Source organism: Butyrivibrio sp. INlla14, assembly GCF_900102515.1.
In the GTDB taxonomy this organism is placed as follows: domain Bacteria; phylum Bacillota; class Clostridia; order Lachnospirales; family Lachnospiraceae; genus Butyrivibrio.
This window is the reverse complement of sequence record NZ_FMVS01000015.1, coordinates 84,910-111,356: the sequence shown is the minus strand read 5'-3', so window position 1 is coordinate 111,356 and position 26,447 is coordinate 84,910. Positions and strand designations below refer to the sequence as shown.

Annotated in this window: 30 protein-coding genes; 29 read left to right on the top strand and 1 reads right to left on the bottom strand. The window is 41.8% G+C overall.

Annotated features, from left to right (window positions below; all coding sequences use genetic code 11):
- Positions 1-89 precede the first annotated feature (89 nt).
- From BLO53_RS11260 to BLO53_RS11195, 14 genes are all read left to right on the top strand, one after another.
- On the top strand, positions 90-395 hold the full coding sequence (locus BLO53_RS11260; RefSeq protein WP_092061551.1) for a hypothetical protein: 306 nt from the start codon (positions 90-92) through the stop codon (positions 393-395).
- Between the two features lie 188 nt (positions 396-583).
- The gene (locus BLO53_RS11255; protein ID WP_092061548.1) at positions 584-1,849 is read left to right on the top strand and encodes a plasmid recombination protein; all 1,266 of its coding nucleotides are present in this window, start codon (positions 584-586) and stop codon (positions 1,847-1,849) included.
- Between the two features lie 91 nt (positions 1,850-1,940).
- Positions 1,941-2,975: a PDDEXK nuclease domain-containing protein gene (locus tag BLO53_RS11250; RefSeq protein ID WP_092061546.1), complete on the top strand. Its 1,035-nt coding sequence runs from the start codon at positions 1,941-1,943 to the stop codon at positions 2,973-2,975.
- A 142-nt stretch (positions 2,976-3,117) separates the two neighbouring features.
- A complete protein-coding gene (locus tag BLO53_RS11245) occupies positions 3,118-4,194 on the top strand; it encodes a hypothetical protein (RefSeq protein WP_092061543.1) in 1,077 nt (358 codons plus the stop codon).
- Positions 4,191-5,054, top strand: coding sequence for a metallophosphoesterase family protein (locus BLO53_RS11240; RefSeq protein ID WP_092061540.1), 864 nt, complete (start codon positions 4,191-4,193; stop codon positions 5,052-5,054). The genes BLO53_RS11245 and BLO53_RS11240 overlap by 4 nt, the downstream gene beginning before the upstream one ends.
- Before the next feature lie 63 nt (positions 5,055-5,117).
- A complete protein-coding gene (locus BLO53_RS11235) occupies positions 5,118-5,720 on the top strand; it encodes an MBL fold metallo-hydrolase (RefSeq protein WP_092061537.1) in 603 nt (200 codons plus the stop codon).
- 31 nt (positions 5,721-5,751) lie between these two features.
- A complete protein-coding gene (locus tag BLO53_RS11230; RefSeq protein ID WP_092061534.1) occupies positions 5,752-6,216 on the top strand; it encodes a GNAT family N-acetyltransferase in 465 nt (154 codons plus the stop codon).
- Positions 6,217-6,302: 86 nt separating this feature from the next.
- Positions 6,303-6,572 (top strand): hypothetical protein, encoded by a 270-nt coding sequence (locus BLO53_RS11225; RefSeq protein ID WP_092061531.1) that lies wholly within the window; start codon positions 6,303-6,305, stop codon positions 6,570-6,572.
- Between the two features lie 2 nt (positions 6,573-6,574).
- Complete coding sequence (locus BLO53_RS11220; protein ID WP_092061527.1) at positions 6,575-7,099, top strand: GNAT family N-acetyltransferase; 525 nt, start codon at positions 6,575-6,577, stop codon at positions 7,097-7,099.
- Between the two features lie 434 nt (positions 7,100-7,533).
- Entirely contained in the window at positions 7,534-8,322 is a 789-nt protein-coding gene (locus tag BLO53_RS11215; RefSeq protein WP_092061524.1) for a class I SAM-dependent methyltransferase, read from the top strand.
- A gap of 3 nt (positions 8,323-8,325) precedes the next feature.
- On the top strand, positions 8,326-9,315 hold the full coding sequence (locus tag BLO53_RS11210; RefSeq protein WP_442857214.1) for an ABC transporter ATP-binding protein: 990 nt from the start codon (positions 8,326-8,328) through the stop codon (positions 9,313-9,315).
- An 11-nt stretch (positions 9,316-9,326) separates the two neighbouring features.
- Positions 9,327-10,115 carry an ABC transporter permease gene (locus BLO53_RS11205; RefSeq protein WP_092061517.1) on the top strand — a complete coding sequence of 263 codons (789 nt, stop codon included), beginning with the start codon at positions 9,327-9,329 and terminating at the stop codon, positions 10,113-10,115.
- 18 nt (positions 10,116-10,133) lie between these two features.
- A complete protein-coding gene (locus BLO53_RS11200; RefSeq protein ID WP_092061514.1) occupies positions 10,134-10,934 on the top strand; it encodes an ABC transporter permease in 801 nt (266 codons plus the stop codon).
- Between the two features lie 104 nt (positions 10,935-11,038).
- Entirely contained in the window at positions 11,039-11,902 is an 864-nt protein-coding gene (locus BLO53_RS11195) for a YitT family protein (protein ID WP_092061512.1), read from the top strand.
- On the opposite strand, the gene BLO53_RS19655 is transcribed toward BLO53_RS11195, so the two are convergent.
- Entirely contained in the window at positions 11,899-13,098 is a 1,200-nt protein-coding gene (locus BLO53_RS19655) for an HAD hydrolase-like protein (protein ID WP_242875367.1), read from the bottom strand. The genes BLO53_RS11195 and BLO53_RS19655 overlap by 4 nt on opposite strands.
- A gap of 227 nt (positions 13,099-13,325) precedes the next feature.
- On the opposite strand from BLO53_RS19655, the gene BLO53_RS11185 reads away from it, so the two are divergent.
- From BLO53_RS11185 to BLO53_RS11110, 15 genes are all read left to right on the top strand, one after another.
- Positions 13,326-13,805, top strand: coding sequence for a hypothetical protein (locus tag BLO53_RS11185; RefSeq protein ID WP_092061509.1), 480 nt, complete (start codon positions 13,326-13,328; stop codon positions 13,803-13,805).
- Complete coding sequence (locus BLO53_RS11180) at positions 13,777-14,040, top strand: helix-turn-helix transcriptional regulator (protein ID WP_092061506.1); 264 nt, start codon at positions 13,777-13,779, stop codon at positions 14,038-14,040. The genes BLO53_RS11185 and BLO53_RS11180 overlap by 29 nt, the downstream gene beginning before the upstream one ends.
- A gap of 39 nt (positions 14,041-14,079) precedes the next feature.
- The gene (locus tag BLO53_RS11175; protein ID WP_092061503.1) at positions 14,080-14,628 is read left to right on the top strand and encodes a putative ABC transporter permease; all 549 of its coding nucleotides are present in this window, start codon (positions 14,080-14,082) and stop codon (positions 14,626-14,628) included.
- A 3-nt stretch (positions 14,629-14,631) separates the two neighbouring features.
- The gene (locus BLO53_RS11170) at positions 14,632-15,177 is read left to right on the top strand and encodes a TetR/AcrR family transcriptional regulator C-terminal domain-containing protein (RefSeq protein ID WP_092061499.1); all 546 of its coding nucleotides are present in this window, start codon (positions 14,632-14,634) and stop codon (positions 15,175-15,177) included.
- A 129-nt stretch (positions 15,178-15,306) separates the two neighbouring features.
- Positions 15,307-16,455, top strand: coding sequence for a lactaldehyde reductase (gene fucO, locus BLO53_RS11165; protein ID WP_092061496.1), 1,149 nt, complete (start codon positions 15,307-15,309; stop codon positions 16,453-16,455).
- Positions 16,456-16,784: 329 nt separating this feature from the next.
- Positions 16,785-17,621 (top strand): YitT family protein, encoded by an 837-nt coding sequence (locus BLO53_RS11160; RefSeq protein ID WP_242875366.1) that lies wholly within the window; start codon positions 16,785-16,787, stop codon positions 17,619-17,621.
- Between the two features lie 34 nt (positions 17,622-17,655).
- The gene (locus BLO53_RS11155; protein WP_092061490.1) at positions 17,656-18,153 is read left to right on the top strand and encodes a macro domain-containing protein; all 498 of its coding nucleotides are present in this window, start codon (positions 17,656-17,658) and stop codon (positions 18,151-18,153) included.
- Between the two features lie 502 nt (positions 18,154-18,655).
- Positions 18,656-18,886, top strand: a complete 231-nt coding sequence (locus tag BLO53_RS11145; protein ID WP_092061484.1) for a hypothetical protein — start codon at positions 18,656-18,658, stop codon at positions 18,884-18,886.
- Positions 18,886-20,406, top strand: coding sequence for a GH39 family glycosyl hydrolase (locus BLO53_RS11140; RefSeq protein ID WP_092061481.1), 1,521 nt, complete (start codon positions 18,886-18,888; stop codon positions 20,404-20,406). Before BLO53_RS11145 ends, BLO53_RS11140 begins: the two co-directional genes overlap by 1 nt.
- 184 nt (positions 20,407-20,590) lie before the next feature.
- Positions 20,591-21,691 (top strand): radical SAM protein, encoded by a 1,101-nt coding sequence (locus tag BLO53_RS11135; protein WP_092061478.1) that lies wholly within the window; start codon positions 20,591-20,593, stop codon positions 21,689-21,691.
- Positions 21,692-21,752: 61 nt separating this feature from the next.
- Positions 21,753-22,682, top strand: coding sequence for a DUF2156 domain-containing protein (locus BLO53_RS11130; protein ID WP_092061475.1), 930 nt, complete (start codon positions 21,753-21,755; stop codon positions 22,680-22,682).
- A 45-nt stretch (positions 22,683-22,727) separates the two neighbouring features.
- Complete coding sequence (locus BLO53_RS11125; RefSeq protein WP_092061472.1) at positions 22,728-23,375, top strand: GNAT family N-acetyltransferase; 648 nt, start codon at positions 22,728-22,730, stop codon at positions 23,373-23,375.
- 41 nt (positions 23,376-23,416) lie between these two features.
- Positions 23,417-24,232 carry a nitroreductase family protein gene (locus tag BLO53_RS11120; RefSeq protein ID WP_092061469.1) on the top strand — a complete coding sequence of 272 codons (816 nt, stop codon included), beginning with the start codon at positions 23,417-23,419 and terminating at the stop codon, positions 24,230-24,232.
- Positions 24,233-24,380: 148 nt separating this feature from the next.
- The gene (gene ybaK, locus BLO53_RS11115) at positions 24,381-24,857 is read left to right on the top strand and encodes a Cys-tRNA(Pro) deacylase (RefSeq protein ID WP_092061466.1); all 477 of its coding nucleotides are present in this window, start codon (positions 24,381-24,383) and stop codon (positions 24,855-24,857) included.
- Positions 24,858-24,937: 80 nt separating this feature from the next.
- Entirely contained in the window at positions 24,938-26,371 is a 1,434-nt protein-coding gene (locus tag BLO53_RS11110; RefSeq protein ID WP_092061462.1) for an ElyC/SanA/YdcF family protein, read from the top strand.
- Positions 26,372-26,447 lie beyond the last annotated feature (76 nt).

Sequence of the window (26,447 nt, the reverse complement as noted above, 5' to 3'; positions counted from 1 at the left end):
TATGTAACTGTGCGGTAACCGGCTGACATATTTACCGTAAGCCGGTACAAAATGACTGATGGATTCGATGGATGGAAAGGAGAAAAGAAATGCCTAGAGCAGAAAAAAGCACGAAGGAACTTAAGAAAGATCTGGAGCGGATCACCGAGAAATACGAGCGCGCACTGGAGAAGGACAATCGGAAGATTGCCGAAGTAGTGCGCAGGTATCTCGGTGACGAACCAGATCTTGTGAAGCTCGATGAGGTACTTGCAAAAGCGACGGAGGAAAACGGAGCATTTGCATCATCGGGCAAGCAAAGCACCGCCGTGAAGGTACGGACTGTTCCTGAGAAAGCGGGAGCTTTTTCGGAACAGGATGTACCGGCAGACGGAACGGCTGAGGATGATGAATGAGCGGGTGTGGTGCGGTGTACACCGGGGACACGCGACATTTATCATTGGGCGGGGCTTTAAAGGAGCCTGATGCCGTGCATCGGGCGACTGCAGGGTCTCGGGGCGCAGCCATGAGCAAGCTACCAAAATGAAATTTTGGTATAGCTTGCCTATACCAAAAAAGAAATTTGGGAAAAGGAGTGACGGCTATGGCCAACTTTGAAAAATTCACTCGCGGTGATTACGGGCTATTCGCCCACTGCGAAAGAAAAAAGGACGAAAACGGAAACTATATCACTTTGGGAAACCAGCGTATCGATCCGGCAAGAACGCATCTTAATTACAACATGTGTCCCAACAGCGGGGAACAAAGGGAACGCCTTGAAGCGCGACTTTCGGACCCTAATGTCAAGTGCCTTAACAGAGCTGATGTGAATGTGTACGGCGGATGGTGCGTTACACTTCCGACTCATGTACCTGTACTTGATGATCTTGGGAACATCGTTTATGAACAGAAGACCGTCCACCATAAGGACGGTACGATCACTGAGGATACTGTACCGAAACTTAAGGAAGTGCAATACACCGGCGAAGAGACCAAACGGTTCTTTGAGCTGGTGTATTTGTTTCTTACCGAAAGGTATGGGGAGGAAAATGTGATCTCTGCATATGTACATATGGATGAAATAACTCCCCATATGCATTTCCTCTTTGTACCGGTGATAGAGGACAAAAAGTGGAATGCAAAGAACCCTGATAAACCTCCGAGGGTAAAGGTATGTGCAAAGGAACTGATTGATAAGATCGAGATGTCGGTGTTCCATCCCGAACTTCAAAAGTTCCTTGATACTCATTCAGAAAAGAACCTGTATCCGGTACTGAACGGAACAACCATCGGAGGTAACCGTACCATTGCGGAACTCAAAGCACAAACGGCTCTTGAGGAAGCGGCCGATGCCACGAGGCAGGCACAGGCGGTTAAAGAAGCAGCGGAACGTACCATTTCTGAAGTAAAGGAACAGGAAAAACAGGTACAGGCAGATATAGAAAGTATTCAGGAAGTACGGCAGGAAACGGAAGCAGATACGGAAAAGTGGCTCGAGGAACTTGAAGAGAAGGAAGTTCCGATAGTACAGGGCTTGCGGGATGATCTTAAAGATATGGGGATTGCTCCGGAGGGCTACGATGACATAAAAAACTTCGCAAAGGCGCTGGATAATCCTGTCAAAAGTAAGACCGGAAAAACTTATGTGGAGATCCCAAATCCCGAAAGAACTCTTCCAATCATCAAAAAGGTGATGAACAAGGTGATAGCTGCCATAGAAAAGACCAGAGAACTGACGAAGAAGGTTAAGGATCAGATGGGTAAAGCAAGAGTATCCGTCAGGGCAATGCTCAAGGAAGCGCAGGAAGAAGCAAGACGGCAAAACGCCGAAAGAAAGCCCACCGGAAAGAAGAAAGACATAAGCCGATAGGCCGCATATCTACTGGGATTTTCATTGAAAACAGTTGATATTTATGGTAGGATATATTTTGGGTTTTTATGTGATATTGGAGGGAAAATAAATGACTGAAAATCAGATTGTTATAAATGAAGGTAGTAAGATTTCGAATCAGAAAACATATGATACCGTGCGCGGATATATAGTGGCGGCGCAGAAACAAGTAAATGCGGCTGTTAATTCTGCAATGGTCGCGGCATATTGGAATATTGGCAAGCAGATTTATGAGGCATGTGGAGAAAGCGAACGCGCTGAGTACGGAAAGCAGCTTCTGCAATACTTGGCAGATAAGCTGACGACAGAGTTCGGAAAAGGCTTTACTGTGCGTAACCTACAAATGATGCGCCAGTTTCATTTGAAATTTCCAAATGCGAACGCACTGCGTTCGGAATTGAGTTGGACCCATTATCGAAGCCTTATGAGGGTCGAAGACGAAAATGCACGTAAATTTTACCTTGAAGAAGCAGTAAAATGCAGTTGGAGTTCCAGACAACTTGACCGACAGATCAATTCATTTTATTATCAGAGAATTTTGGCCAGTAAGGATAAGGATAGCGTAGCTGCTGAAATTGATACTTTAGAACCACAACCGGAATATGAAAAGATTATAAAGGATCCGTATGTTTTGGAGTTCTTAGATCTTCCAGTAAATGAACACTTCTATGAGTCGGATTTGGAGCAGGCGTTAATAGACCATTTGCAGAAGTTTTTGCTCGAATTGGGAAGAGGCTATTCATTTGTAGCAAGGCAGAAACACTTTAATGTAGACGGACGTCATTTCTACATTGATTTGGTCTTCTACAATTACATCTTGAAATGCTTTGTATTGATAGACCTGAAGATAGGCGATCTTACACACCAGGATATAGGCCAGATGCAGATGTACGTGAACTACTACACACGTCAGCTCATGAACGAAGGCGATAACCCTCCGATTGGAATTGTGCTTTGTGCTGATAAGAGTGACACCTTGGTTGAATATACACTGCCGGAAGACAATAGGCAGATTTTTGCTGCAAAATATTTACCGTACATGCCGACCAAAGACGAGCTTAGGAGAGAATTAAATCTGGAAGAATTCGAGAAGAAGGAAGAATAAGATCCTTGGTGGAATTGCAATAGTTGAACTTAACGGAAGAAGGAATCCAGACATGATGCGCTTGATGGCGTGTTTGAAGCTTCATCTTGCATTGGGATTCGAAGAAGCTAACAGGATCATCTGCTTCAAGAAAGGACTTTGAATGAATAAAGAATGGTCGGAGAAAAATAAAAGGATGCAGTCTCTCGTTGGCAGGGAAACGACCTTCGCCGAGGGTATAGATGTGCTGGTTGACTTAAGAAAGGATTTGTTTTCTCAGATATCATATATTGCGGATGCATTTCCCAAGGAGGCATTTTATCATATGCCTTTTGCCGGAGCTGATGGTTATCATAGTAAGACGTTGGTCTATTCCATGTGGCACATCTTCAGGATTGAAGATATTGTGACGCATACATTGATCAGTGGGGATGAGCAGGTTCTGTTTTCAGGCGGATGGCAGGAGAAAACGGGAAGCCCTATTATCACTACCGGAAATGAATTAAAGGGAGAAGAGATTGCGGAATTCTCAAAAAAACTGGATGTAGAAGCAGTGTTCCACTACTGCGAAGCAGTTATGGAATCAACAAATGAAATGCTACGAAGCCTTACATATACTGATTTAAAACGATGTTTTTCTGAAGAAGATAAGAACAGAGTGAAGGATAGCCATTGTGTGAGCACGGATAAAGATGCGGTATGGCTCGTCGATTATTGGTGCGAGAAAGATATCCGTGGGCTTATTAAAATGCCGTTTTCAAGGCATTGGATCATGCACATTGAAGCAATGTGTCGGATCAAGGATAGGTTGTGTCAGAAAGCGCGAAAAGGAACAGACCCAATCGCACGCTGCGGATTATCCTGTAATCATTGCTTTTTAAAGGAGTGGTGCGGAGGCTGCAGAACAGCCTATAATACATGTTCCGATGCAATGAATCAACCTGGGAAAGTATGTCCCAACACGTCATGTTGCATGGAAAAACATATTGACGGGAGCTATGAATGTGATCAAATTATAGACTGCAGGAAAGGCTTTTATGGATATGATGATGTGAATGCAGTAAAAGCAATGGCTTTGTTCACCCGCAAATATGGAAAAAAGGAACTACTAAAAGTGATGGATCAGCTTCATAGGGAGCATGATTTCGAAAAGATCCAAGAGGTTCTCGGTAATGATTTGGAGGAGGGGCTCCGGATATTGGAGAAAAACTATCGGAAAGTGGCGGTTTTGAAAGTATGAAAATAGCAGTTATGGCTGATATCCACAGCAATCACGTTGCATTGGAGAGATGTATAGACGAGGCAAAGAGACTTGGGACTGAAGAATTCCTGTTTCTTGGGGATTATATTGGTGAAATGGCTTATCCCGAACGGACATTAGAATGTCTAGCAAAGCTAAAGAAGGAATATCCCTGCACTTTAATTCGTGGAAACAAAGAAAACTATTGGATTGATCATAAAAACGGAAAGCATAATGATTGGATTTGGAAAGCCGGAACCTCAGGGTCCGGTATGTTACAATATTCATATGCGCACCTTACAGATACTCAAATTCAAGAATTTGAAAAAATGCCAATTTCAAAGACTATGCAATATGATAATATGCCTCCCTTTGTGATATGTCATGGGTCGCCGTTTAAGGTTAATGAGAGCCTGCGTGAGGATTATGATTATATTGATGCGTTGACAGAACGGCTGGAAACAGAATTAACAATTTGTGGGCACTTTCATATTCAAACAAAATATGTTCGTGGCGGAAAAAGAATAATTAATCCTGGATCGGTTGGAACCCCACTTAAAAGTAACGGAAAAGCGCAGTTTATGATGCTATTTGCATGTGGTGGAATGTGGGAGACTGAATTTCACACACTCACTTATGATGTGGAAAAGACCATTCAGGAGATGGACGAAGAAAACTTATCTGTGCAGGCTCCCGGATGGTATAGGGTAGCTAAAGCAGTATTACTCGGAAAAGATGTATCTCAAGTTCAGATTCTATCAAAAGCCTGCGAATTGTGTGAAAAAGAAGAAGGTAAAGTAGACTGGAGATGCGTTCCGGAAAAATACTGGAATCTGGCTCTCGAAGCATTTGGAATATAGAGAATATCATGCGAGGAAGGAAAAAGCAAGCACTTCAAATCGAAGTTTTGGTGGTGGCGATAAATGGACGAAATAAAAATAAATGATAAGATCAGTTACATTGCATCCTCTGAAAACCCTCTCTCCGCAGAAATTGGGATTATTCGAGATAACGGCGTCACTTGGCTCTATGATGTGGGCAACGGAGAGAATCATATAACTGATTTGGATGGAGGTTATAATATAGTTTTGTCTCACTTTCATCAGGACCATATTGGAAATATTAATAAGATTCAAACCAGGGAACTCTACTTATCAAAAGAAACGTATGAATATATTTCCAAAGGGAAAATTGTGTGTGGAAGCCTCTATATCGGAAATCTGCATATTTTTCCCTTACCTTCCAGCCATACAAAAGGTAGTTTGGGCTTGGAAGTAGACAATACTTATGCATTTGTGGGCGATGCACTTTACAGCAAAGTGAGAGATGGCTGTTATATATATGATGCCTGGCTTTTGCAGGAAGAAATAGCAGTTTTGAAAAAACTAAACGCTACCTTCTTGTTAGTCAGTCATTTTGAGGGGTTTATTCGAAGAAAAGAAGATGTTATAGCAGAACTGGAAATGATTTACGAAATGAGAGAGCAAAACGACACGGAAATAAAGGTCAAAATTGATACAGAATAACAAATAAAGATTAAAGGAGTGAAAGTAAAAAATGGAAGATTTCAAGATAATACCATTTGAGGAAAAGCACATAGAAATGGTGCTTGAATATGAAAAAGAGCTTCGCAAACAGGAGCCGGATACATATTATTGGGAACCGGATGAGAATTATAAGAATGCATTATTTGGTTCTTTTTCAGATAGCAGGTTCAATACGGCTGTATCCTATATAGCTGTGCGAGATGACAAAGTAATTGGTAGAATAGATGCATCTCTGATATCCAGCAGGAGTGATGCATCATGTTGTTCTGCATATTTGGATTGGATATGCGTTCTCAAGAATGAAAGACATAATAAGGTTGCACAGGCTCTTTTGGACGAACTACGAAAAGAGCTTAAGACTAAGAATGTATCTCTTTTGATTGCGCTTATGGCTAATAATAATGAGGCACAGAGATTTTATAAGTCTGTTGAAGGCGCATCTATCCATGATCAGGGAATTTGGATGGATATATAAGATAGGACTATGAGCTGTGGGGAGATTTTTGCTACAAACTTATAAAGGATATACATGAGAATTTCCATAATAATGTTATTGTACCTATGACACTTCTTAGGCAGAACTCTTATCGGATCATTGAGAATCTGCACAAAGACGGAATTGATACACATTTAGTTGTACTGGAAGCTGATCATCAGACTGTTCATGACAGAATTTTAGACAGACGAGAGAAAGAAGGCTGTTGGTGCATGCAGAATATCGACAAGTGCCTTGAAGCGTTGCAAAGTTATCGGCATCCAGTTCATATCGATACCCATGAAAAGTTTCTGGAACAGATTGCGGAGAAAATATTGACAAAGGAGTTGTTTTAACTATGAGATTTATTGAGCCTACATGTGAATATGAGAGCCAGATTCGTGATTATAGACAGGAGTTCCTGGATGAAGGTGGTTCTATGGATGGTACAGGAGCTCTTAGACGCATGGAGGATCCGAAAGAATGGATTGAGTACTGTGTTTTGAGCAAGAAGGAAGAAACTGTAACTGATGGATTGATACCTGCAACTCAATACATTTATGTAAAAGAAGATGACAACAAAATAGTTGGAATGCTTCAAATACGTCACTACTTCAATGAATTCCTTGAAAAATATGGCGGACATATCGGATATTCTGTTGCACCAAGTGAGCGCCGTAAGGGCTATGCTACTGAGATGCTTAAAATCGGATTAAACAAGTGCAAGGAGATGGGAATTAACGATGTCCTTATAACATGTATTGACGATAATGAAGCAAGCAGAAAAACTATTCAAAAGAATGGCGGAATTTATGAATCGACAGTAAGTGTACCGAATGAAGGAATTAACCTGGAACGATACTGGATAAAACTTACTGATTAGGAAAATTATAAAAAGCATCTCAACAGTCCTATTGCCCATCAGGTGTTATATTGTGTTATCGTGAAATCTTTCCCTTGTTTTTTCCCTTATCAGCACTCGTAAAGTGTCATGGGACGATATAACACAAGGGAAAACATAAGGGAAAGCAAAACATCTGCAAATTTAGTATTTACAAGGGTTTGCGGATGATGAAACAACAAATTGTAACGAATTATAAACCCATTGGGAATGGTCCATTCCCAATTCAAGTTTATCGAGATGATGTGACAGTGTGTTATATTGGAACATAATATAAATGTTGCGAAAGAACAGGGCATAAAGTATAATTTTTCAATATCTAATTTTTCAGAAAATTCACACAATTATGATTAAAACTAAAGGGCATGCACTAGATTTAATGGTGAAAATCATTAGACATAAGGAGACAAATTAGCATGAAAATGGGAAGCAGTAACGATAAAGAGGCAGTAAAGGCACAGTATGCGTCATCCAAAAGCCTCGATACCAGAATCAACTTCCACAACATGTATTCAACAAACAAGATGGGGTTTGGGCCCTGGCTCATATCTAACTATGAGATAAAAGAGGGAATGAAGGTTCTTGAACTTGGTACCGGAACAGGCGATATGTGGAAAGGGCACGACAATCTCATCGCAAAGTGTGATAAGCTGATTTTATCAGACTTTTCTGAAGGCATGCTTGAAACTTCAAGGAAGAATGTTGGAGAGCATGCAAACGTAGAATACAGGCAGATTGATGTTCAGAATATACCTTTTGAGGATGGTTCTTTTGACATAGTTATTGCTAACATGATGCTCTATCACGTACCAGACATTGATAAAGCAGTCAGCGAGATCAGAAGAGCCCTCAAGGATGACGGCGTGTTCTACAGCGCTACGTATGGCGAGCACAATTTCAACGATATTATAGCTGAGTGGTTTGGCCTTATTGGTGAGAGCTATGACCCTAATCAACTCTTTACCCTTCAGAACGGAAGCGACATTTTGGGAAAAGAGTTTGCGGATATAGAGGTGCGCCGCTACGAGGACTCTCTTCATGTTACAAATATAGAGGATCTTGCAGATTATCTTCAGAGTTTGAAGGCTCTACATGGCATTGGAAATATGGGAAGAGATGAGATCCTTAATATGCTCAAACTCCATGAAGAAGATGGCGCCATCAATCTGCAGAAGGAGTATGGAACCTTCATTGCACGATGCTAGGGAATGGACCACTATCGAGGAGAAATCATGAGCTATATAGAAGTAAAAAACTTAAAGAAAAATTTCACAGTTAAAAAGAAACATGAAAAAGGAAAACTTCTTAGGGAAAAAGAAATTGTAAATGCCCTTAAAGAAGTTTCTTTTTCTGTGGATAAAGGGGAACTTGTGGGTTACATTGGCCCAAATGGGGCAGGTAAGTCCACAACGGTCAAAATCCTGTCCGGAATCCTTACGCCAGATGGAGGAGAAGTAACTGTTGGCGGCATAGTGCCATGGAAAGAAAGAAAAAGACACGTAAGGAACATCGGAGTAGTCTTCGGCCAGCGAAGCCAGCTCTGGTGGGATGTTCCCATAATCGATAGTTATATGCTTCTCAGAGATATCTATAGAATTCCGCAGGGAGATTATGAATCCAGGTTAAAAGAGCTAACGAGTGCCCTTCAGCTTGAAGAACTTATGAGGACGCCTCTAAGACTCCTTAGTCTCGGACAAAGAATGAGAGCAGAGCTGTGCGGATCACTTCTCCACAGACCACAGCTACTATTTCTTGATGAGCCAACTATCGGTCTTGATGCAGTTAGTAAGCTTGCTCTAAGGGATTTTCTTAAATGGGAAAACAATGAGTATGGCACAACAATCATGCTGACAACCCATGATATGGAAGATATCGAGGCACTTTGTTCAAGAGTTATGGTATTAGGCCATGGCAAAAAACTCTTTGACGGAAAGCTTCCGGACCTTCTTGAGCGTTATGACACTGTCAGAAATGTAAATATAAAATACGAGGGAACTATCACGGACTTAAGGCTTCCTGAGGGTGTTAGCTGTAGTCATACAGAAGATGGAATAGAACTAAGCTACAATCCAACCAAGCTTCCTACATCGAAGTTTTTGGGATTATTGCAGGAAGCAGGAAACATCAGCGAGCTTACATTACAGCCCCAGAACACTGATCATATGATCGCAGCCATGTACAAGGAGCTGGACCTATAAAGAGGAATATTATGCCATACTTTACTGTTTTTAAAATGAGGCTTCGAATGGAGCTTCAATATAGAGGGGCCATGATTGGAGGAATTGCTTGCCAGATGTTCTTTGGCCTTATTCTGGTGGCACTGTATAGGGCACTTTACGCCGGTAAGCCTCAGTCAATACCGATAGAAAGTGTAGCGACTTATGTTTGGCTGCAGCAGGCTTTTTTCAGAATGATGCTGGCTTCAGACTCAGAGCTTGTTGATAAGATAAGGTCAGGTGATATAGCCTATGACATGTGCCGCCCTGTAGATATGTACGGCTTTTATTATGCAAGGATCATGGCGCAAAAGCTCATGGGAAGTCTCATGCGCGCGGTGCCAATGCTGATAGTAGCGTTTCTTCTTCCAAAGGGCTGGGGAATAAGCTTGCCGGCGTCTTTTCTAGAACTACTGGCAGCGCTGCCGGCTCTTTTGCTGGGACTTTTATGCGTCTGCGCACTTGAGAATATTACGGTGGCCTTTACCATGAAAACCCTTGATCCAAGGGGAATGCAGGGTCTTCTTAATCTTTTGATGATGACACTTTCGGGAAATCTTTTTCCACTGACGCTATTTCCAGAGAGCTGGCAGAAGATTATTACTTTTTTACCATATGCCCAGCTCCTTGATGCCCCTATAAGACTCTATACCGGGGAATATTTGCCACAGGAAGCATTTAGGATATACGGTATTCAGGCCTTTTGGGCTGTTATTCTCATTGCCCTTGGCGTATCTATGTGGAATGCCAACAAGAGACGAATGATAGTGCAGGGAGGCTAAGTAGTAAAAGGAAAATATATGAATACTTTGCGATTATATATTAAGTCAATAGGAATGCTTTTAAAGAGCCACCTTCAGTATCCAAGCTCTTTTATCATGCAGACTCTCGCCCAGCTTGTCATGGAAGGCGGCGAGATGATGGTGGTCATCCTTATTGTTGACAGATTTGAGAGCCTGAAGGGATGGAGCGGTGGAAATCTCTATTTCTTTTTCGGAATAATGTCAGTATCTTTTTATCTTACTGAAATGTTTGGAAGAGGAATCACAGGAGACTTCCCATCTATGGTCAGAACGGGGCGGCTTGATACTTTCCTTGTACGACCACGCGGGGTGCTGACCCAGGTTTTGTGCGGTGGAACGGACCCAAGACGAATTTCCTGCATAGCAGTGGGCGTTGCGGCGCTGATAATGGGAAGTAACTTATCTAACATAGCCTGGAATCCCCTTAAGGTGCTTGTTTTAGTGGAATCCATTGCCATGAGCTGTCTTCTGATATTGGGACTTTTTATGATCGAGGCAATCTTTTGCATTTTCAGTGTTAAGTCTGTGGAGCTTGTAAATGCCATAACTTATGGCGGCCGAAGCGCCTGCCAGTACCCGATTGATATTTACCCACTGCCTCTTAGGGCTCTTTTTACAGTCATAGCTCCATTTGCCCTTACAATGCATGTTCCGGCGGCCTGGATCATGGATAAACCGCTTTACGGCTGGCCTATTTGGACTGCTTTTGTCACGCCTCTTTCGGGAGCGGTAGTATTTGCAGTGATGACAGCGCTTTTCCATCTGGCGCTGAGGCACTACAGATCCACAGGAAGCTGATATGGACCTAGGGACGGAGTCAGAGTACTACAAAAAAAGAATTGAAGTAAATGCTTATTTTTGCTACCATAAGTCTGCAAAATTAAAAAGGACTTTTAATAATAATGAAAAAATTAGCATTTATAAAAGAAATAATAATTCTGACACTGGCCACATCCATAATTTCGGCGGCGGTTTTCTTTTTCCTAATGCCAAGTCATGCATCAGTTAGCAGTATTGCAGGTTTGGCTATTGTTTTAGCTAATTTCATCCCATTGTCGGTTTCAATGATAACCATCATATTAAACGTATTTCTTTTGATAATCGGCTTTATTACCTGCGGACCGGAGTTCGGCTACAAGACAGTATATACAGCGCTTCTGATGCCAGTGATCATGGGAGTATTTGAGAAAATGTTCCCTGATTTTCAATCCCTTACAGGGGATGCCACATTGGACGTTGTGTGCTACATCTTTTTTGTCAGCATCGGAATCGCGATTCTCTTTAACAGAAACGCATCTTCTGGAGGAATTGATATTGTTGCCAAGATCCTCAACAAATATCTGAGGATTGACCTGGGAAAAGCTATGTCCATAGCAGGTCTCTGCGTTGCGGGCTCTTCAATTCTTGCTTATGACACCAAGACACTTATGCTTAGTATTCTGGGAACATATTTTAATGGAATGATCATTGATCACTTTATCTTTGATCAGAAGCTTAAGAGAAGAGTATGTATAGTTTCTCCTTTTGAAAAAGATATTCGTGAATTTATAGTCACTGAGCTCCACAGCGGCGCAACTATCTATAAAGCAATAGGTGCGTACCGCATGAAAGAGCACAATGAGATCATTACTATTGTGGATAAAAATGAATACCAGAAGCTGATGGCTTTTGTGGATAAGGTGGACCCTCAGGCCTTTGTAACTGTGTATAAGGTAAGTGAAATGCAGTACATGGCCAAGTCAAACCCGGAGAGAATATTTGACTAAATTAACGCTTCTATTTCTTTTGCAGAATTAACAAGGAAAGTTGCGCCCTCATCTACCATCTCCGCAGTATCGCCATAGCCATATGTCACTGCAATACTGTCTATTCCTGCATCTGCGGCGCCCTTTATGTCATAGGCTGTATCACCCACCATTATGCAGACATTTTTGTTAAGACCATAGGTAGTAATAGCATTTTCTATTAGACGCTTTTTATCTGAGCTATGGTCAGAAAGATCTGGTCCAACCATGTGATCAAAGTATTTACTAAGACCAACTCTTTCAAGAATCTTTTCTGCAAACACAAGAGGCTTACTGGTTATCAAGATGACAGTGAAGCCTTTTTCTTTTAAATTACTTAGGAGTGTTGGAATACCATCATAGATACCCACGTCGTACATACGCTCTTTTTCGTAAATGCTCCTATAAAGAGCAACTGCCTTGTTGCAGTCCTCATCCTTCATCTGATATTCCCTTACAAATGAATCATAAAGTGAAGGCCCGATAAAGGTTTCAAGTTTCTCCTGTGGCTGATCAGTTATGCCAAAGTTTGACAGGGCATATGCTACTGACGAAGTTATCGCTCTGCCTGAATCTGTCAGGGTTCCATCAAGATCAAACATAACAACCTTGTATGGCACTATGAACTGTTTAACTTTCTGCAGGATGCCTCTAAGATTGTGGATATCTTTTGCTGCAGAGCCTGTTTCCAGAGAGTGATTAGCTTTATCAACTGTATATAGCTCAAGTCCTAGCTCTCCGCATCTGGATCTGGCAATATCAGTGGGACACCAGGAATCATCAAGCCCATGGAAGACAATGCCTGCCTCTTCCTTTAGCATATCGAAGGTCTGTGGCACCGGGGTAAAAACAAGATGCCTTGCACCAACCTGTAGCTGGCGGTCATAGTACGCGGCCAGGGCTGTGCCTATGCTTTTTCCAATGAATAGAACATCACTGTAATCGGTAAAAGAAATCTCTCCAAGCTCCTCTTTTATCTGATCAGCAGCAATTTCAAAGGCCTCCTTCATCCTGACATTATCATTCATGATCTCACGGGCCTTGTAAGGAAACTCGTAGTTTACTTCTATTATTTCATAGCCATTTTCCCTTGCTAATCGCTTTGAAAAATAAAGAAGTGGCTTATCGCTGTGATAACCCATGCCAGGGAAGATGACTGCAATCTTTTTGTTGTCCATGCGTGCCTCCGTACAAATAAATATCATTGTAAAAGTCAAAATTTCTGACTTATTGTACCACAGATTTCGAACTGATTCGGAATAAAGCAGCCATTTTCTAAAACAAATATAAACTGACTATAAAGCAAAAAAGGTACTATATCTTTAAAGATTTTTATGTGATAACGTCATACAAAACAAAGTTGCAGCTTAAAGAAAACATTTGGATTAGTAAAGGAGAACAGCCCATGAAAAAGAACATTCGTCTGGTTTTACTTGGAGAATTATTGTTGTTTGTAATAGTTTTTTTGATCCTTACTTTGGGAACTGGTTTTGGCGCATCTGCTATACTCTGGTTTCTTGATTTCCCATCAATCATTGTTATTTTGCTAATCCTCATTCCAGGACTTATAATAATGGGAGAGTGGAAGGACTTTCTCAAAGCTTTTTCTGTAGGAATAAAAGAATACAGGCTGTTAGAACTTAAAAACATACTAGAGGCAGTAGCTGCGGCTCAGAAACTTACTGTTTTTGCAGCTCTTTTTGCTATTATAATATCAGGTGTGCTGGTAATGGGTAATCTTAGTGACCCTGAGACTATCGGGCCTAACCTGGCAGTATGTTTCTTGTCTGGATTTTATGCAGTTCTCATTGAGTTCATTTTACTGCCACTCAGACTTAATGCTGAGCGGAAGATGAATGAAGAAATGGATATGGAAGATGAATGATGCTGGAATAACAAAAGAGCATTACCTTCAAGTGGTACGGAAATTTGGCCTGACAAAAAGAGAACTTGAACTAGGCTACTTAAAGATATCTGGTTTTTCAAACCACAGAATAGCGCATATGCTCGGAATTTCAGAACAAACAGTCAAAAATCATTTTACGCACATATTTGAAAAGGCGTGGGTTCCAGGAAGAAAGGAATTTAAAGAATTGTTCCTTCAGGACAAATCGTCATAAGGTTAATGTATAAGAGTATTAAAAGGGGGATTATTTTAAATGGGGAAATTTCTAAATGTCTGGAAAAAAGTTCGCGACTATGTGGAGTACTTCCTGATCTACAGCTTTGCAGGCTGGATTTATGAATCAATCTGGTGCGACGTCATATACCATAAAAGAGGCTTCTTAAACAGGGGAGTTCTCTTTGGACCTTGGCTTCCAATCTATGCAATAGGCTTTTTTATCATAATCGCTGTTCTGAAGCTGTTAAAAATCAAAAAGCCATGGCTGGTATTTATAGTTGGCGGATTTGTCGCAACACTGGCTGAGTTTGTTGCAAGCTACATAATGGAATATAAGCTGGGAAGCTATACCTGGGATTACAGCACCTATTTTATGAACTATGATGGCAGGATTGCGCTGGTCCCAGGCCTTATGTTTGGACTGCTTATCTGTCTTGCGGTATGTCTTTTGCACCCGGCTATTATAAAGCTTCAGAAAAAATTCCAGGATAATAAAATCCACAATATCTGCTTTGTAGTGATCACCCTTTTATTTCTGGCAGATCTTATCAGCCGCATTTGGCTTGGAAGTAACTTTAAGGGGTGACCAATGGACAGTAAATACAGACTTGCTGAGGCTATGAAAAGCTGCATGAAGACTACAACTGTTGAGAATATAACGGTCAAACAGATTGTGGAAAAGTGCGGAGTTTCAAGGCAGACTTTTTACCGCAACTTTATAGACAAATATGACCTGATCAACTGGTACTTTGACAGACTTCTTGAGGTGTCCTTTAAAGAGATGGGCAGCAGGGAAGCCTTAAGGGAAGGACTCATCAGGAAGTTTAAGTACATAAGGGAAGAAAAAGTTTTTTTTCAGGCCGCTTTTAAGGTGGATGATCAGAATAATTTAAAGGAACATGATTTTATCATGATCTTCGAGTTCTACTGCCGGCTTATCAGGGAAAAGACAGGAAATCTCCCCGATAAAAAGATAAGAAAGCTTCTGGAGATGTACTGTCAGTCCTCTATTTATATGACTGTTCAGTGGGTTTTAAAGGGGCTAAAAGAGTCTGAAGAGGAACTGGCCGACCTTATGATCGAGGCCATGCCAGCAAGGCTCGATGAACTATTCAGGACTATGAACATTTTGTGATATTCTAAGTCTTATTTGGAACAAATCAGGCAAAGTGTAACTTACAATAAAATAGCCATAATGCTATGCTTTTTATGGATTTTGTTAATCCGTGTAACGTAAACAAAAGTTTTGTGGAGGACTAGTATTATGGCTAACAGAATTTCTTTAAACGGAACATCTTATCATGGAGCAGGTGCTATTAGTGAGGTTGTTAACGAGTTTAATAACCATGGCTTTAAAAAGGCTTTTGTAGCATCTGACCCTGATCTTATCAAATTTGGAGTAACTGCCAAGGTTACAGATCTTTTAGACAAGGCACAGATTCCTTACGAAATCTACTCAGATATCAAGCCAAACCCTACAATCGAGAACGTAAAAAATGGTGTTGAAGCTTTTAAAAAGTCAGATGCTGACTGCATCATCGCTATTGGCGGCGGATCTTCAATGGACACATCCAAGGCTATCGGTATCATCATCACAAACCCTGAGTTTGCTGATGTTCGCTCACTTGAGGGTGTTGCTCCTACCAAGAATCCTTGCGTTCCTATCATTGCAGTACCTACAACTGCAGGAACAGCAGCAGAGGTTACAATCAACTACGTTATCACAGATGTGGAAAAAGAGAGAAAGTTTGTCTGCGTAGATACTCACGATATGCCAATTGTAGCTATTGTAGACCCTGAGATGATGTCATCAATGCCTAAGGGACTTACAGCTGCAACTGGTATGGATGCACTTACACATGCTATTGAAGGCTATACAACAAGAGCTGCCTGGGAGATGACAGATATGTTCCATCTCGAAGCTATCAGACTTATTTCAAAGAACCTTAGAGGCGCAGTTGAGAACACCAAGGAAGGCCGTGAAGGAATGGCTCTTGGCCAGTACATCGCTGGTATGGGATTCTCTAACGTTGGTCTTGGAATTGACCATGCTATGGCACACACACTTTCAGCTCACTATGACACACCTCACGGAGTAGCTTGCGCTATGTTCCTTCCAATTTCTATGGAGTTCAACCGTGAGTACACAGGTGAAAGACTTAGAGAAGTAGCAAGAGCTATGGGCGTAGAAGGTGTTGACAACATGACTCAGGATGAGTACAGAGATGCAGCTATCGCCGCAGTTAAAAAACTCTCTGAGGACGTTGGTATTCCTAAGACTCTTGATAAGATCAAAGAGGAAGACCTTGACGTTCTTGCAACCGATGCTCTTAACGATGCTTGCTATCCTGGAAACCCAAGAGAAGCAACCAAAGAGCAGGTAATTGAAATGTTCCGCATGCTTATGGCATAAAGATATTCGCATAATTGCGAAAATAAAGTTTAGGAAGCCTCCAGCCCTCACTGGAGGCTTCTTTTTGGTTAAAAACATTATCCAATCGACATAGAAACGTATTTGCGTGTAAAATGGAATGTATAGGAGTGCGATGAAACAAAGTGTTGCTTAATGTTTATGGGGTATCTAAATGAGCTATTTTCTTAAAACGCAGGATAACACTAACTTTTCTGACACCATAAGCCCAGCTATAGATCAAAATAGGTCCGGATGGACCAGGGTTTACTTGGCTGCATCTGCTTTTGCGGAATGTCTGGACAGAAAAATGTGATAGTTAAGGAAGACAAATGATGAAGAGAAAGCAGGGAATACTATCTTACGCACTTATTATTCTGGGAGCAATCATGGCAAGCTTTTCTGTTGCCCTGATTCTCTTGCCTAACGATGCCATAGATTACGGAACAGCAGGCGTTGCCATCATAATCAGTAAACTCACGGGGTTCCAGTTATCCCTCTGCGTTCTCTTTGTCTTTTTACCCTTTGCGGTTGCAGGATTTCTTTTCCTTGGTAAGAAATTTACTATAAAAGCCGCCCTTGGCTCTGTAATTTACATGCTGGGACTGGAAATCTTTGAGAATATTCCATTTGAGTTAAATACAGAGCACTTTCTGGCAGTGGCCTTTGGAGGGGCTATCCTGGGGGCAGGTCTTGCCCTGATACTTAGAAATGGCGGATGCATAGATGGCTCAGAAATACTGGCAAATATCGTGGTCAAAAGGCTCTCTGACAAGACTGGGCGTAACTATAGCCTGACACCTATCCTGCTGATCTTTAACGCCCTGGTGTACATCACCTGTTTTGTAGTTATAGACTCAACAGCAGCGCTTCTTAGCCTTCTTGTTTATGTGGTGGCAACAGCAGTTATCGACCACTACACCGACCACTTTGAAGCTATCAAGCAGGTAACCATCATTACCCAGGACCCCGATGGAATAATTCGCGACATAAAAGAAAAGCTAAACAAAACCTGCACGATAATGGACTCCCGCGGTGCAATTGCCGGAGAGAACAACACTCTTATCTGTTACATAAGCTTTTTTGAGCTTCCACTTATGAAGGATATTATCTCCACACATTCAGGAAGCTTTAGCACAGTATCCACCATCGATGAGATACTAAGATGATTTTGTGAATAAATAAGAAAAGAGGGACGGACATATGGTAAAGGAAATAGTAGGAGATCTTTTAAGACAACCTGTGGATATTGTAGCCCACCAGACGAATTGCATGGGCAACATGGGAGCGGGAGTGGCACTAGCAATAAAAAAGCAGCTGCTTACTTCTGATGCCTATGAGAAATATAAGTCAATATGCAAGGAACAGGGCTCTGACCTTATGGGAAAGACACAGCTTCTCGAGGCACCTGACGGGCGTATTATTGCTAACTGTTTTGGAGAAAATATTCCTACCGGAAAGGGCAAGGATACTGATTATGATGCACTTATGCACAGCATCGCAAAGGTGCGAAACTATGCAAAGAGAAGTGATCCCATGCTCTCTGTCGGTGTACCTGGCCTAATAGGATGCGGCCTTGCCGGAGGTGACTGGCGCATAGTAAGGGATATGCTATACAAGCTCTTTGGCGGTGAGGGCGAGCCTGACTTATACATTTGCTATCTGGATGAGAACGAGTATAGGAAATGGAATAGGGTATGACTTTGGCTGCAGTATTCTATGTCTAAAGTGGTGGACTAGGGACGGCGGTAAGGACAGCAAAAAGGACGGTGATAAGGACTGCAATAAGGATGGTGATAAGGACAGCAAGAAAGGCGGCGATAATAATGTGTCAATATTACGCACATTTTTTACTGCTGTATTTTGTATACCGGAAATTTAGCAGTAGCCCATTTTTTTCACTACTGCTAGAATCAGAAAAAAGGAGTTTTTATAGTAACATCATGGGTGCTGAGCAGTATTATAAGCGGATGTATCTAAAGAATTTACCTCTTATATTTGTTTTATCCATCAAATTAGATAATAATTGACAGATTTTTCAAGAAAATGTACGAAAATCTATAACAATTACACTCGTAGCATTACTAAAAAACTTGAGAAATGGTTATTCAGCAGTAGTGCAAAATTTGCCTTACTGCTGTTTTTTTAAAAAACCGAAAACAATAGTAAAAACTGCACGCAATATAGATAAAATATCTCCGACATGAAAACAGCAGAAAAAAAAGACACTTATAAGCACTTATCATCTACTACTATCTATGGCGACAGCAGAAAAAAGACACTTATAAGCACTTATCATCTACTACTATCTATGGCGACAGCATGGTATATAAAAGACAGCAACAAGTACATTAACAAGAGCAATATCTGCCATGCTTATGTGACAGAAAATGATAAGATATTCTTGATAAAACAGGATAAGAGGAGAAACTAGTGGGGAAAATTATTGTAAACTCAAACAATCAAACTACTTTCAATAACAATGTTGACTACTGCGTAGGAACAGGCCGACTTGGCCTTGCTCTTACAGAGGAATATCTAAAAGAACTTAAATTTGTTCAGGACATGATCGGCTTTTCTTATATCAGAGGTCATGGGCTATTTTCAGATGATGTGGCTATTTATCAGGAGTACGAGGAAGATGGCCAGATCAAGGTAGAGTACAACTACACCTACATTGATAGAATTTTTGACAGATTTCTTGAGCTGGGAATCCGCCCATATCTTGAGCTTGGCTTTATGCCAGAAAAGCTTGCAAGTGGCACCCAGACTATCTTTTATTGGAAAGGAAATACCACTCCGCCCAAGGATTACAAGAAGTGGACAAATATGGTCATCGCCCTGCTTGAGCACCTGAAAAACCGCTACGGACAGGAAGTTACATCCTGGCCTATAGAAGTCTGGAATGAGCCTAATCTTCCAGGCTTTTGGTACAAAGCAGACATGGAGGAATACTTCAAATTATTCAAGGAAACTTTTCTTGCAATCAAGACCTATGACAGCCGCTTTAAGGTCGGCGGTCCCGCAATCTGCGGCGTCAGGGATGCTGAGTGGATAAAGGGCTTTTTGGACTTTTGCAAAAAAGAGGGAATTTGCCCAGACAGGATCACAAGACACCACTACACAGTAGAGTTTCCAGAGAGAATCGGTCATTACGATTACTCCAAGCTTGAAGATTCCAAAATGCGCTTTGAAAACTTAAAGTCTACAAGAGATATTGTTGATTCCTATGAAGAGTTTAAGGACCTTCCTATACATCTTACAGAGTTTAGCACCTCCTACACACCAAGAGGAGTCATTCATGACACTAACCTCAATGCAGCTTATCTTGCAAGACAGTTGTCAGGCCTTGGAGATGTGAACGAAGCTTATTCTTACTGGACATTCGGCGATGTCTTTGAAGAGCAGGGAGTTCAAAACTCACTATTCCACGGCGGTTTTGGTATGGTGGCAGCAGGTAATATTCCCAAGCCCACCTTCTGGACCTTTTATTTTTTCAAGCAGCTTAAGCTCTTTAGCCAGGACTGCGTATATAGAGATGATAATGCTGTAATTGTTAAGAGTGATAGAGGCTACGCCGGAATTCTCTGGAATATTGATGAGGAAGATCAGGTAAAAGAGATTTCGTTTGCCTTTGGAGAAAAGCAAAACAAGTCAGGGCAGGATGCAGAAGAATATACTCTCGTGACCAAGACTGTTGATGAAACTTGCTGTAACCCACTGAAACTCTGGCATGACCTTGGCGAGCCAGCATATCCAACAAGAGAAGAGACTGAGCTTATAAAGAGCGCAGCCTGGCCACTTGTTGAGAGCAGCGTAGTGAAGGCTGATGATAGCGTGGCACTTGTAAAGGTTCTTGTTAGAAAGAATGGCGTTGTGTATTTTACACTTACTAAGAGAAGCTTCACTCCAGACAGGGGCTACGACTACGACAAGGTTGTTTCCTTCCACTAATAGATTAACAAGTTGCAAACAATCCAATTGCAATAAATTAAAAATGTGGTATAATCTTATCCATAGAATCGTAAAAACGCATCAATATAAGAGCAATTCATCATGTTTGCTCGGCATAGATTCTTGTGGACATATCTGATTAAGTTCACAAGAAGTTATAACGGTGATATGAAAGGAACATACCATGGATAAAGAATTCGATATTCAGGAATATATGACACATGGGGTTGAGAGAGTAGTATCTGACGCCATAAAGGCAACTCTTAAGAACCCAAGGGAAAGTGCCTATATGGCCAAGTTTGCCCTTGCCACCAAGGCAGCCTCCAGGAAAAGAGCTAAATTAGAGGCAGAAGGGGAACATATTCCACCATTTCTCATCGCCAGCATTACAAGTAGCTGTAACCTCCATTGTGCAGGCTGTTACTCAAGATGCAACAACGCGACACAGGATACAGAGCCTGTAAGCCAGCTTACAGATGAAGAGTGGCTCAAGGTATTCGATGAGGCCAGTGACCTGGGTGTTAGCTTTATCCTTCTTGCAGGTGGTGAGCCACTTCTTAGAAAGGGCGTCATCGAGGCAGCAGGACAGAGGCAGGACATTCTTTTCCCTATATTTACAAACGGAACATATATGGCAGACAAGTATTTTGATCTCTTTGACAAGAACAGAAACCTTGTACCAATCATGAGTATCGAAGGTGAAAAAGAGGCAACAGACAATAGGCGCGGCGAAGGCGTTTACGACAAGCTTATTTCAAACATGGATGAGCTTAACAGCCGCGGCCTTATCTATGGAGCTTCAGTAACTGTCACCACAGAAAATTTAAAAGATGTTTCATCCGAGGACTTTATCGGCAAGCTCTCAGCAAAGGGGTGCAAAGCAGTTATTTTTGTTGAGTTTGTTCCGGTTACAGATGATGCAGCTAGCCTTGCACCTGGGGATGAAGAAAGAGAATATCTAAAGAGCGAGATTGCAAGGCTCAGAAAAGAGCATCCCGAGATGGTATTTGTTTCTTTCCCTGGAGATGAGAAGAGTTCAGGAGGCTGCATCGCGGCAGGAAGAGGATTCTTCCATATCAACTCTCACGGCAGCGCAGAGCCATGTCCTTTTTCGCCATATTCAGATATCAACGTAAAAGAGACATCTCTTCGAGAGGCTATGAATTCCAAGCTTTTCAAAGCTCTTCAGACCGAAGGTACACTCCTTGATGACCACGCCGGAGGATGTGTACTGTATGAAAAAAGACATGAAGTGGAAGCACTTCTGGGATTGGGGAACAGGTAACGATTCAGCGAACTAGTAGAAGAAAGTTTTTCTTTTACTGACAGATAAGTTGGAGAAGATTATGGATAAAAAACTTGTTTTCCACAAACCAGTATTTGAAGAAGCCGCAGAGCTATCAAGAATTTATGCTCTTAGGGACAATAAGACCTGCGATAGCACGGTTTTAGATACATATATTTGGAAAGACCTGTATGATACAAAGGTTTATCTTGAGGAAGAGGCAGCTCTTATCCTTATGAAAGACGAAAAAGGGTATTTTGCAGCAATGCCCTATTGTAGTGCGGAAGATCTTCCTAAGTATTTCAAACTCCTTAGAAGTTACTTCAATGAAGAATTAAAGGCACCGCTAAGGATAGACCTTGCTGATGAAGATGCCCTGAATGCATTGGGGCTTATGGATAATCCGGATTTTGTAATAGAAGAGGAAACTGATTACAAGGACTACCTCTACGATGCACAGGAACTTAGAACCCTTGCAGGCAAGAAATTCCAGAAAAAGAGAAACCTTGTGAATAAATTCATGAAGGAATATGAAGGCAGATGGGAATATAAAACCCTGTGCTGCATGGACGAATACTTCCTTGAAAAGTTCATGGAAAAATGGGTTGAAATAAGACTTTCAGAGGGTGTGGACAGTAAGGATACGCTCATAATAGAGAAGGATGGAGTAATAGACATCCTAAGAAACTGTGACAAGGTAACCTTCAGAGTTGGCGGCCTTTTCATAGATGAGATGCTGGAAGCCTTCACCATTGGCTCCTACAACAGCAGGGAGCAGATGGCAGTTATCAGCATTGAAAAAGCCAATTCTGAAATACCTGGAATATATCAGATGATCAATCAGCAGTTTCTTTTAAATTCCTATGAAGATGCCAAGATTGTCAACAGAGAAGACGACATGGGTCTGGAAGGGCTAAGACACGCTAAAGAGAGCTATAACCCCATAGGTTATGCCAGAAAATATAGGATTTTGGAACAGATGGCTACGTAATAGATTTTTACTAGCCTATGTCAGATATAAATAGGCGGTTATCTTATGATAATAGAACTTACGGATAAAGAAAAAACGAGATCCCTCTACGAAGAAGCCTTTGACGATCCCAAGGTATTTGTTGATTACTACTATGAAGAAAAATGCCTTGATAACAGGATTATCGTCAGCCTTGAGGACGGCGAAATAGTATCTATGCTGCATCTTAATCCCTATAAGATGAACATGTGTAGGAGTGTTGTACAAAGTTACTACATTGTCGCCGTGGCTACCACTGAAAATGAGCGCCACAAAGGCCACATGAGAAGAATTTTTGAAAAGACATTTGAGCTTTTACAAAATGAACATATTCCTTTTGTATTTCTTTTGCCTGTGGATGAGTCTATATATTCCTGGCTGGGATTTGAAAAGATATGCGATTTTTCGGAGGAAAAAGAAACAGACTATAACAGGATAATGTCTCAATACGACGTTTACTGTATAAGAGATGAGGCCTACCTTCGCAGGATGAAAAGAGAGGATGAACTAAGAAAGCTAGGTAGTGGAGAAGTTCTCCCTGATAATCCTGTGATCATGGCCAAAATTACAGACCTTGACGCCTTTAACAAGGCAGCAGGCACTGATTTTACTGATGAGAAAGAAGCACTTTCATGGCTAAGGAATAAGAATATTTATATATGCGAAGAAGTGTGAATAATAATCCTTGTGGGATTTGACTAAGTGGAGGAAAAACAATGAGTAACTTTTTAAACCTTGTAAAAGAGCGTAGAAGCGTCAGAACTTTTGATGGCTCAGCTCCTAAAAAAGAAGACCTTGAGGCACTGGTAAGCTATGCCAAGGACATAACAAACCCCTATGGTGTTGACGTTAGATTTGTATTTCTTGATGCAGATAAGAACAAGCTTTCAAGCCCTGTTCTTTCTGGTGAAAAATGCTATGTCAGCGCCATTACAACCAAGAAAGAACACGCAGAAGAGGCCTATGGCTACAGCTTTGAAAAGCTTCTTATGAAGGCTCAGGAGCTGGGACTTGGCAATGTATGGATTGGCGGAACAATGCCAAGAGATAAGTTTGAGCAGGCTTCAGGCCTTACAGATGGCGAGATCATGCCATGCATGAGCCCTCTTGGAACTCCGGCAAAAAAGATGTCTGTAAAAGAGACTCTTATGAGAAAAGGAGTTAAGGCTGATTCAAGATACAAATTTGAAGAGCTCTTTTATGTTGGAGACTTCAATACTCCTATGACAGAAAGCTATGCTAAGAGCCATGGACTTTTTGATGATCTTGAGGTAGTAAGACTTGCACCATCTGCAGTTAACAAGCAGCCCTGGAGAATCGTCATTGATGGAAACAAGGCGCACTTCTTTGAAAAGAAGGACAAGGGATTTCAGACACCTGACTATGACCTTCAGAAGATAGATATCGGAATAGCTCTTTTCCACTTCGAGAGTCAGATGCTAGAAGAAGGAAGAAAGCCCGTTTGTTTGGTAGAAGACCCTGGTCTTGCACTTCCAGAGCAGACCGAGTATGTAGCAACATATACGTTCTAAGCCAAAATTGTACTAGGGGACGGAGTCAACGGTTCATCTTTAGTCAGACATTGCGGAGATAGTTCGCACTGTCTGGCTTTTTCTTTTTTCTTTTCCCAAAACGTGATACTCTAAGACAGTAAGATACAGAGAAATTGGAGCAAAAGAGATGAAGAAAGAAGAAAAAACGAATGTGATGCGTGTCCTTGATGGCAAGAAAATACAGTATGAAAGCCATACATACCAGCAGGACGCAACACTTACTGGTGAAGAAATAGCAGGGATACTAGGAGAGGATGCTAAGAAAGTTTTCAAGACCCTTGTAACCCAGGGCAAGAGCGGGGCCTACTATGTATTCGTAGTTCCGGTGCAGGCAGAGCTTGATCTTAAGAAAGCTGCCAAGGCAGCAGGAGAGAAGGCTGTCAGCATGATAAAGCAAAAAGAACTACTGCCCCTTACAGGCTATGTACACGGCGGATGCTCTCCAATCGGCATGAAAAAGCAGTTTCCAACTTTTGTCCATGAAACTGCCGCGGGATTTGAGAAAATTTTTGTCAGCGGCGGCAAGGTTGGTTATCAGATAGAAGTAGCACCAGGTGATATTGTTTCTCTTATAAGGGCTACTTTCGCAGACATAGTGAGCTGAGCCCCATGCGGAGCTGACGCTTCCTATCGCATGATCACAAGCCAGTAATGGTATGAAAAAGACGGGAGAATTGTACTAGAATGACTTATCGCTTGATTGCTTTATTTTTTCTTGCTGTTTTTTATTTTATTTACTTCGCCAAGATGCTTTTGCAGAGGCAAAAGGGCATAGTAACTGACCAGATTGCCAAAAGTAAGGTCCACGACAGGGGCTTTTATATTGAAGCCGTGATGAAGCTTGCCACAATCGCAGCACCTATTACAGAGGTTATCTCAATAGCCTATGGCAGGAGCATGTTCACCATCATGTTCAGGGTGATTGGCATGCATTTGGCATTCCTTGGGGACCTTGTGTTCCTGATGGCTGTCTGGACCATGAAGGACAGCTGGAGAGCGGGAGTTGCCAAGACGGATACAGGCAAAAGAGATCTCATTACCGCAGGCATTTACAAGTATTCAAGAAATCCGGCATTCCTGGGTTTTGATCTGGTATACCTTGGGATACTACTTATGTTTGGTAACCCGCTACTGTGCGTAGTAACTGCCTGGGCTATATTGATGCTTCATCTGCAGATCCTTCAGGAGGAAAAATTCCTTGAGGAGGTTTACGGAGAGGACTACAGGACATATAAAGATAAGGTCAGCAGGTACGCTGGACTTGGGAAGCTGACAAGGCCACTGGAAGTTGCAGGTAGTGATGATGCTGATTCCACTGCAAGGCATATGAGTAAGGCAGCTATCGCATTTTCCAAAATCTGCCTGTACATATACTTCATTTTGGGAGTGTGGTCAGTTCTTTATTTCTTTACCTGCCTTGCCTATGGCGGAGGCCCTAAGCTCTCCTGGGTCTGGATTTGGATCCTTATAGCCGCTTTTTCTTTTGCAAGAGTAGGGATGATAAAGGCTAGGCTCCAGGGCCGGGAAAAGATAAAGATTCCTGCGGCACTTAAATGGATATACAGGTTAGTATTTGCACTGTGCCTTGGAATATTCATTGTTACTGAGGTAAGGATAATTGGTGCCATGACGGCAAAACCGCAGGAAAATCTGGATTATATCATTGTTCTTGGAGCGGGACTTCGTGGAACGGAGCCTTCAAATCCTTTTAAAGCAAGAATTGAGAAGGCAGCAGAGTACCTTAATGAAAATGAAGGCACACAGGCTGTGGCTTCTGGCGGACAGGGAAGACACGAGGCTATCAGTGAAGCGGAGGCTGCAAAGCGCAGGTTGTCGGACCTGTATGGTATTGATGAGAGCCGCATTATCTTGGAGGACCAGTCAGCTGACACAGAGCAGAATCTCAAGTTCAGCCTTGAGATAATAGGCGATGCTGATGCATCTGTAGGAATTGTGACTAATGGTTTTCATGAGCTTCGCGCTATGTCAATTGCCAGAGAGGTCGGCTACAAGAATGTGTACTCAGTTCCTGCACGAACTCTTTTTCCAGTGGGTATACACTACTGCGTCAGAGAGTTCTTCGGAATGATGGAATTTTATGTGAAATATAAGTTGTAAAAGATGGTTACAGCGGCGGAAGTTTATCGTGTGAAATTAGCATGATGTGGAACTGCAAATAAGCAAAGTAATAAAG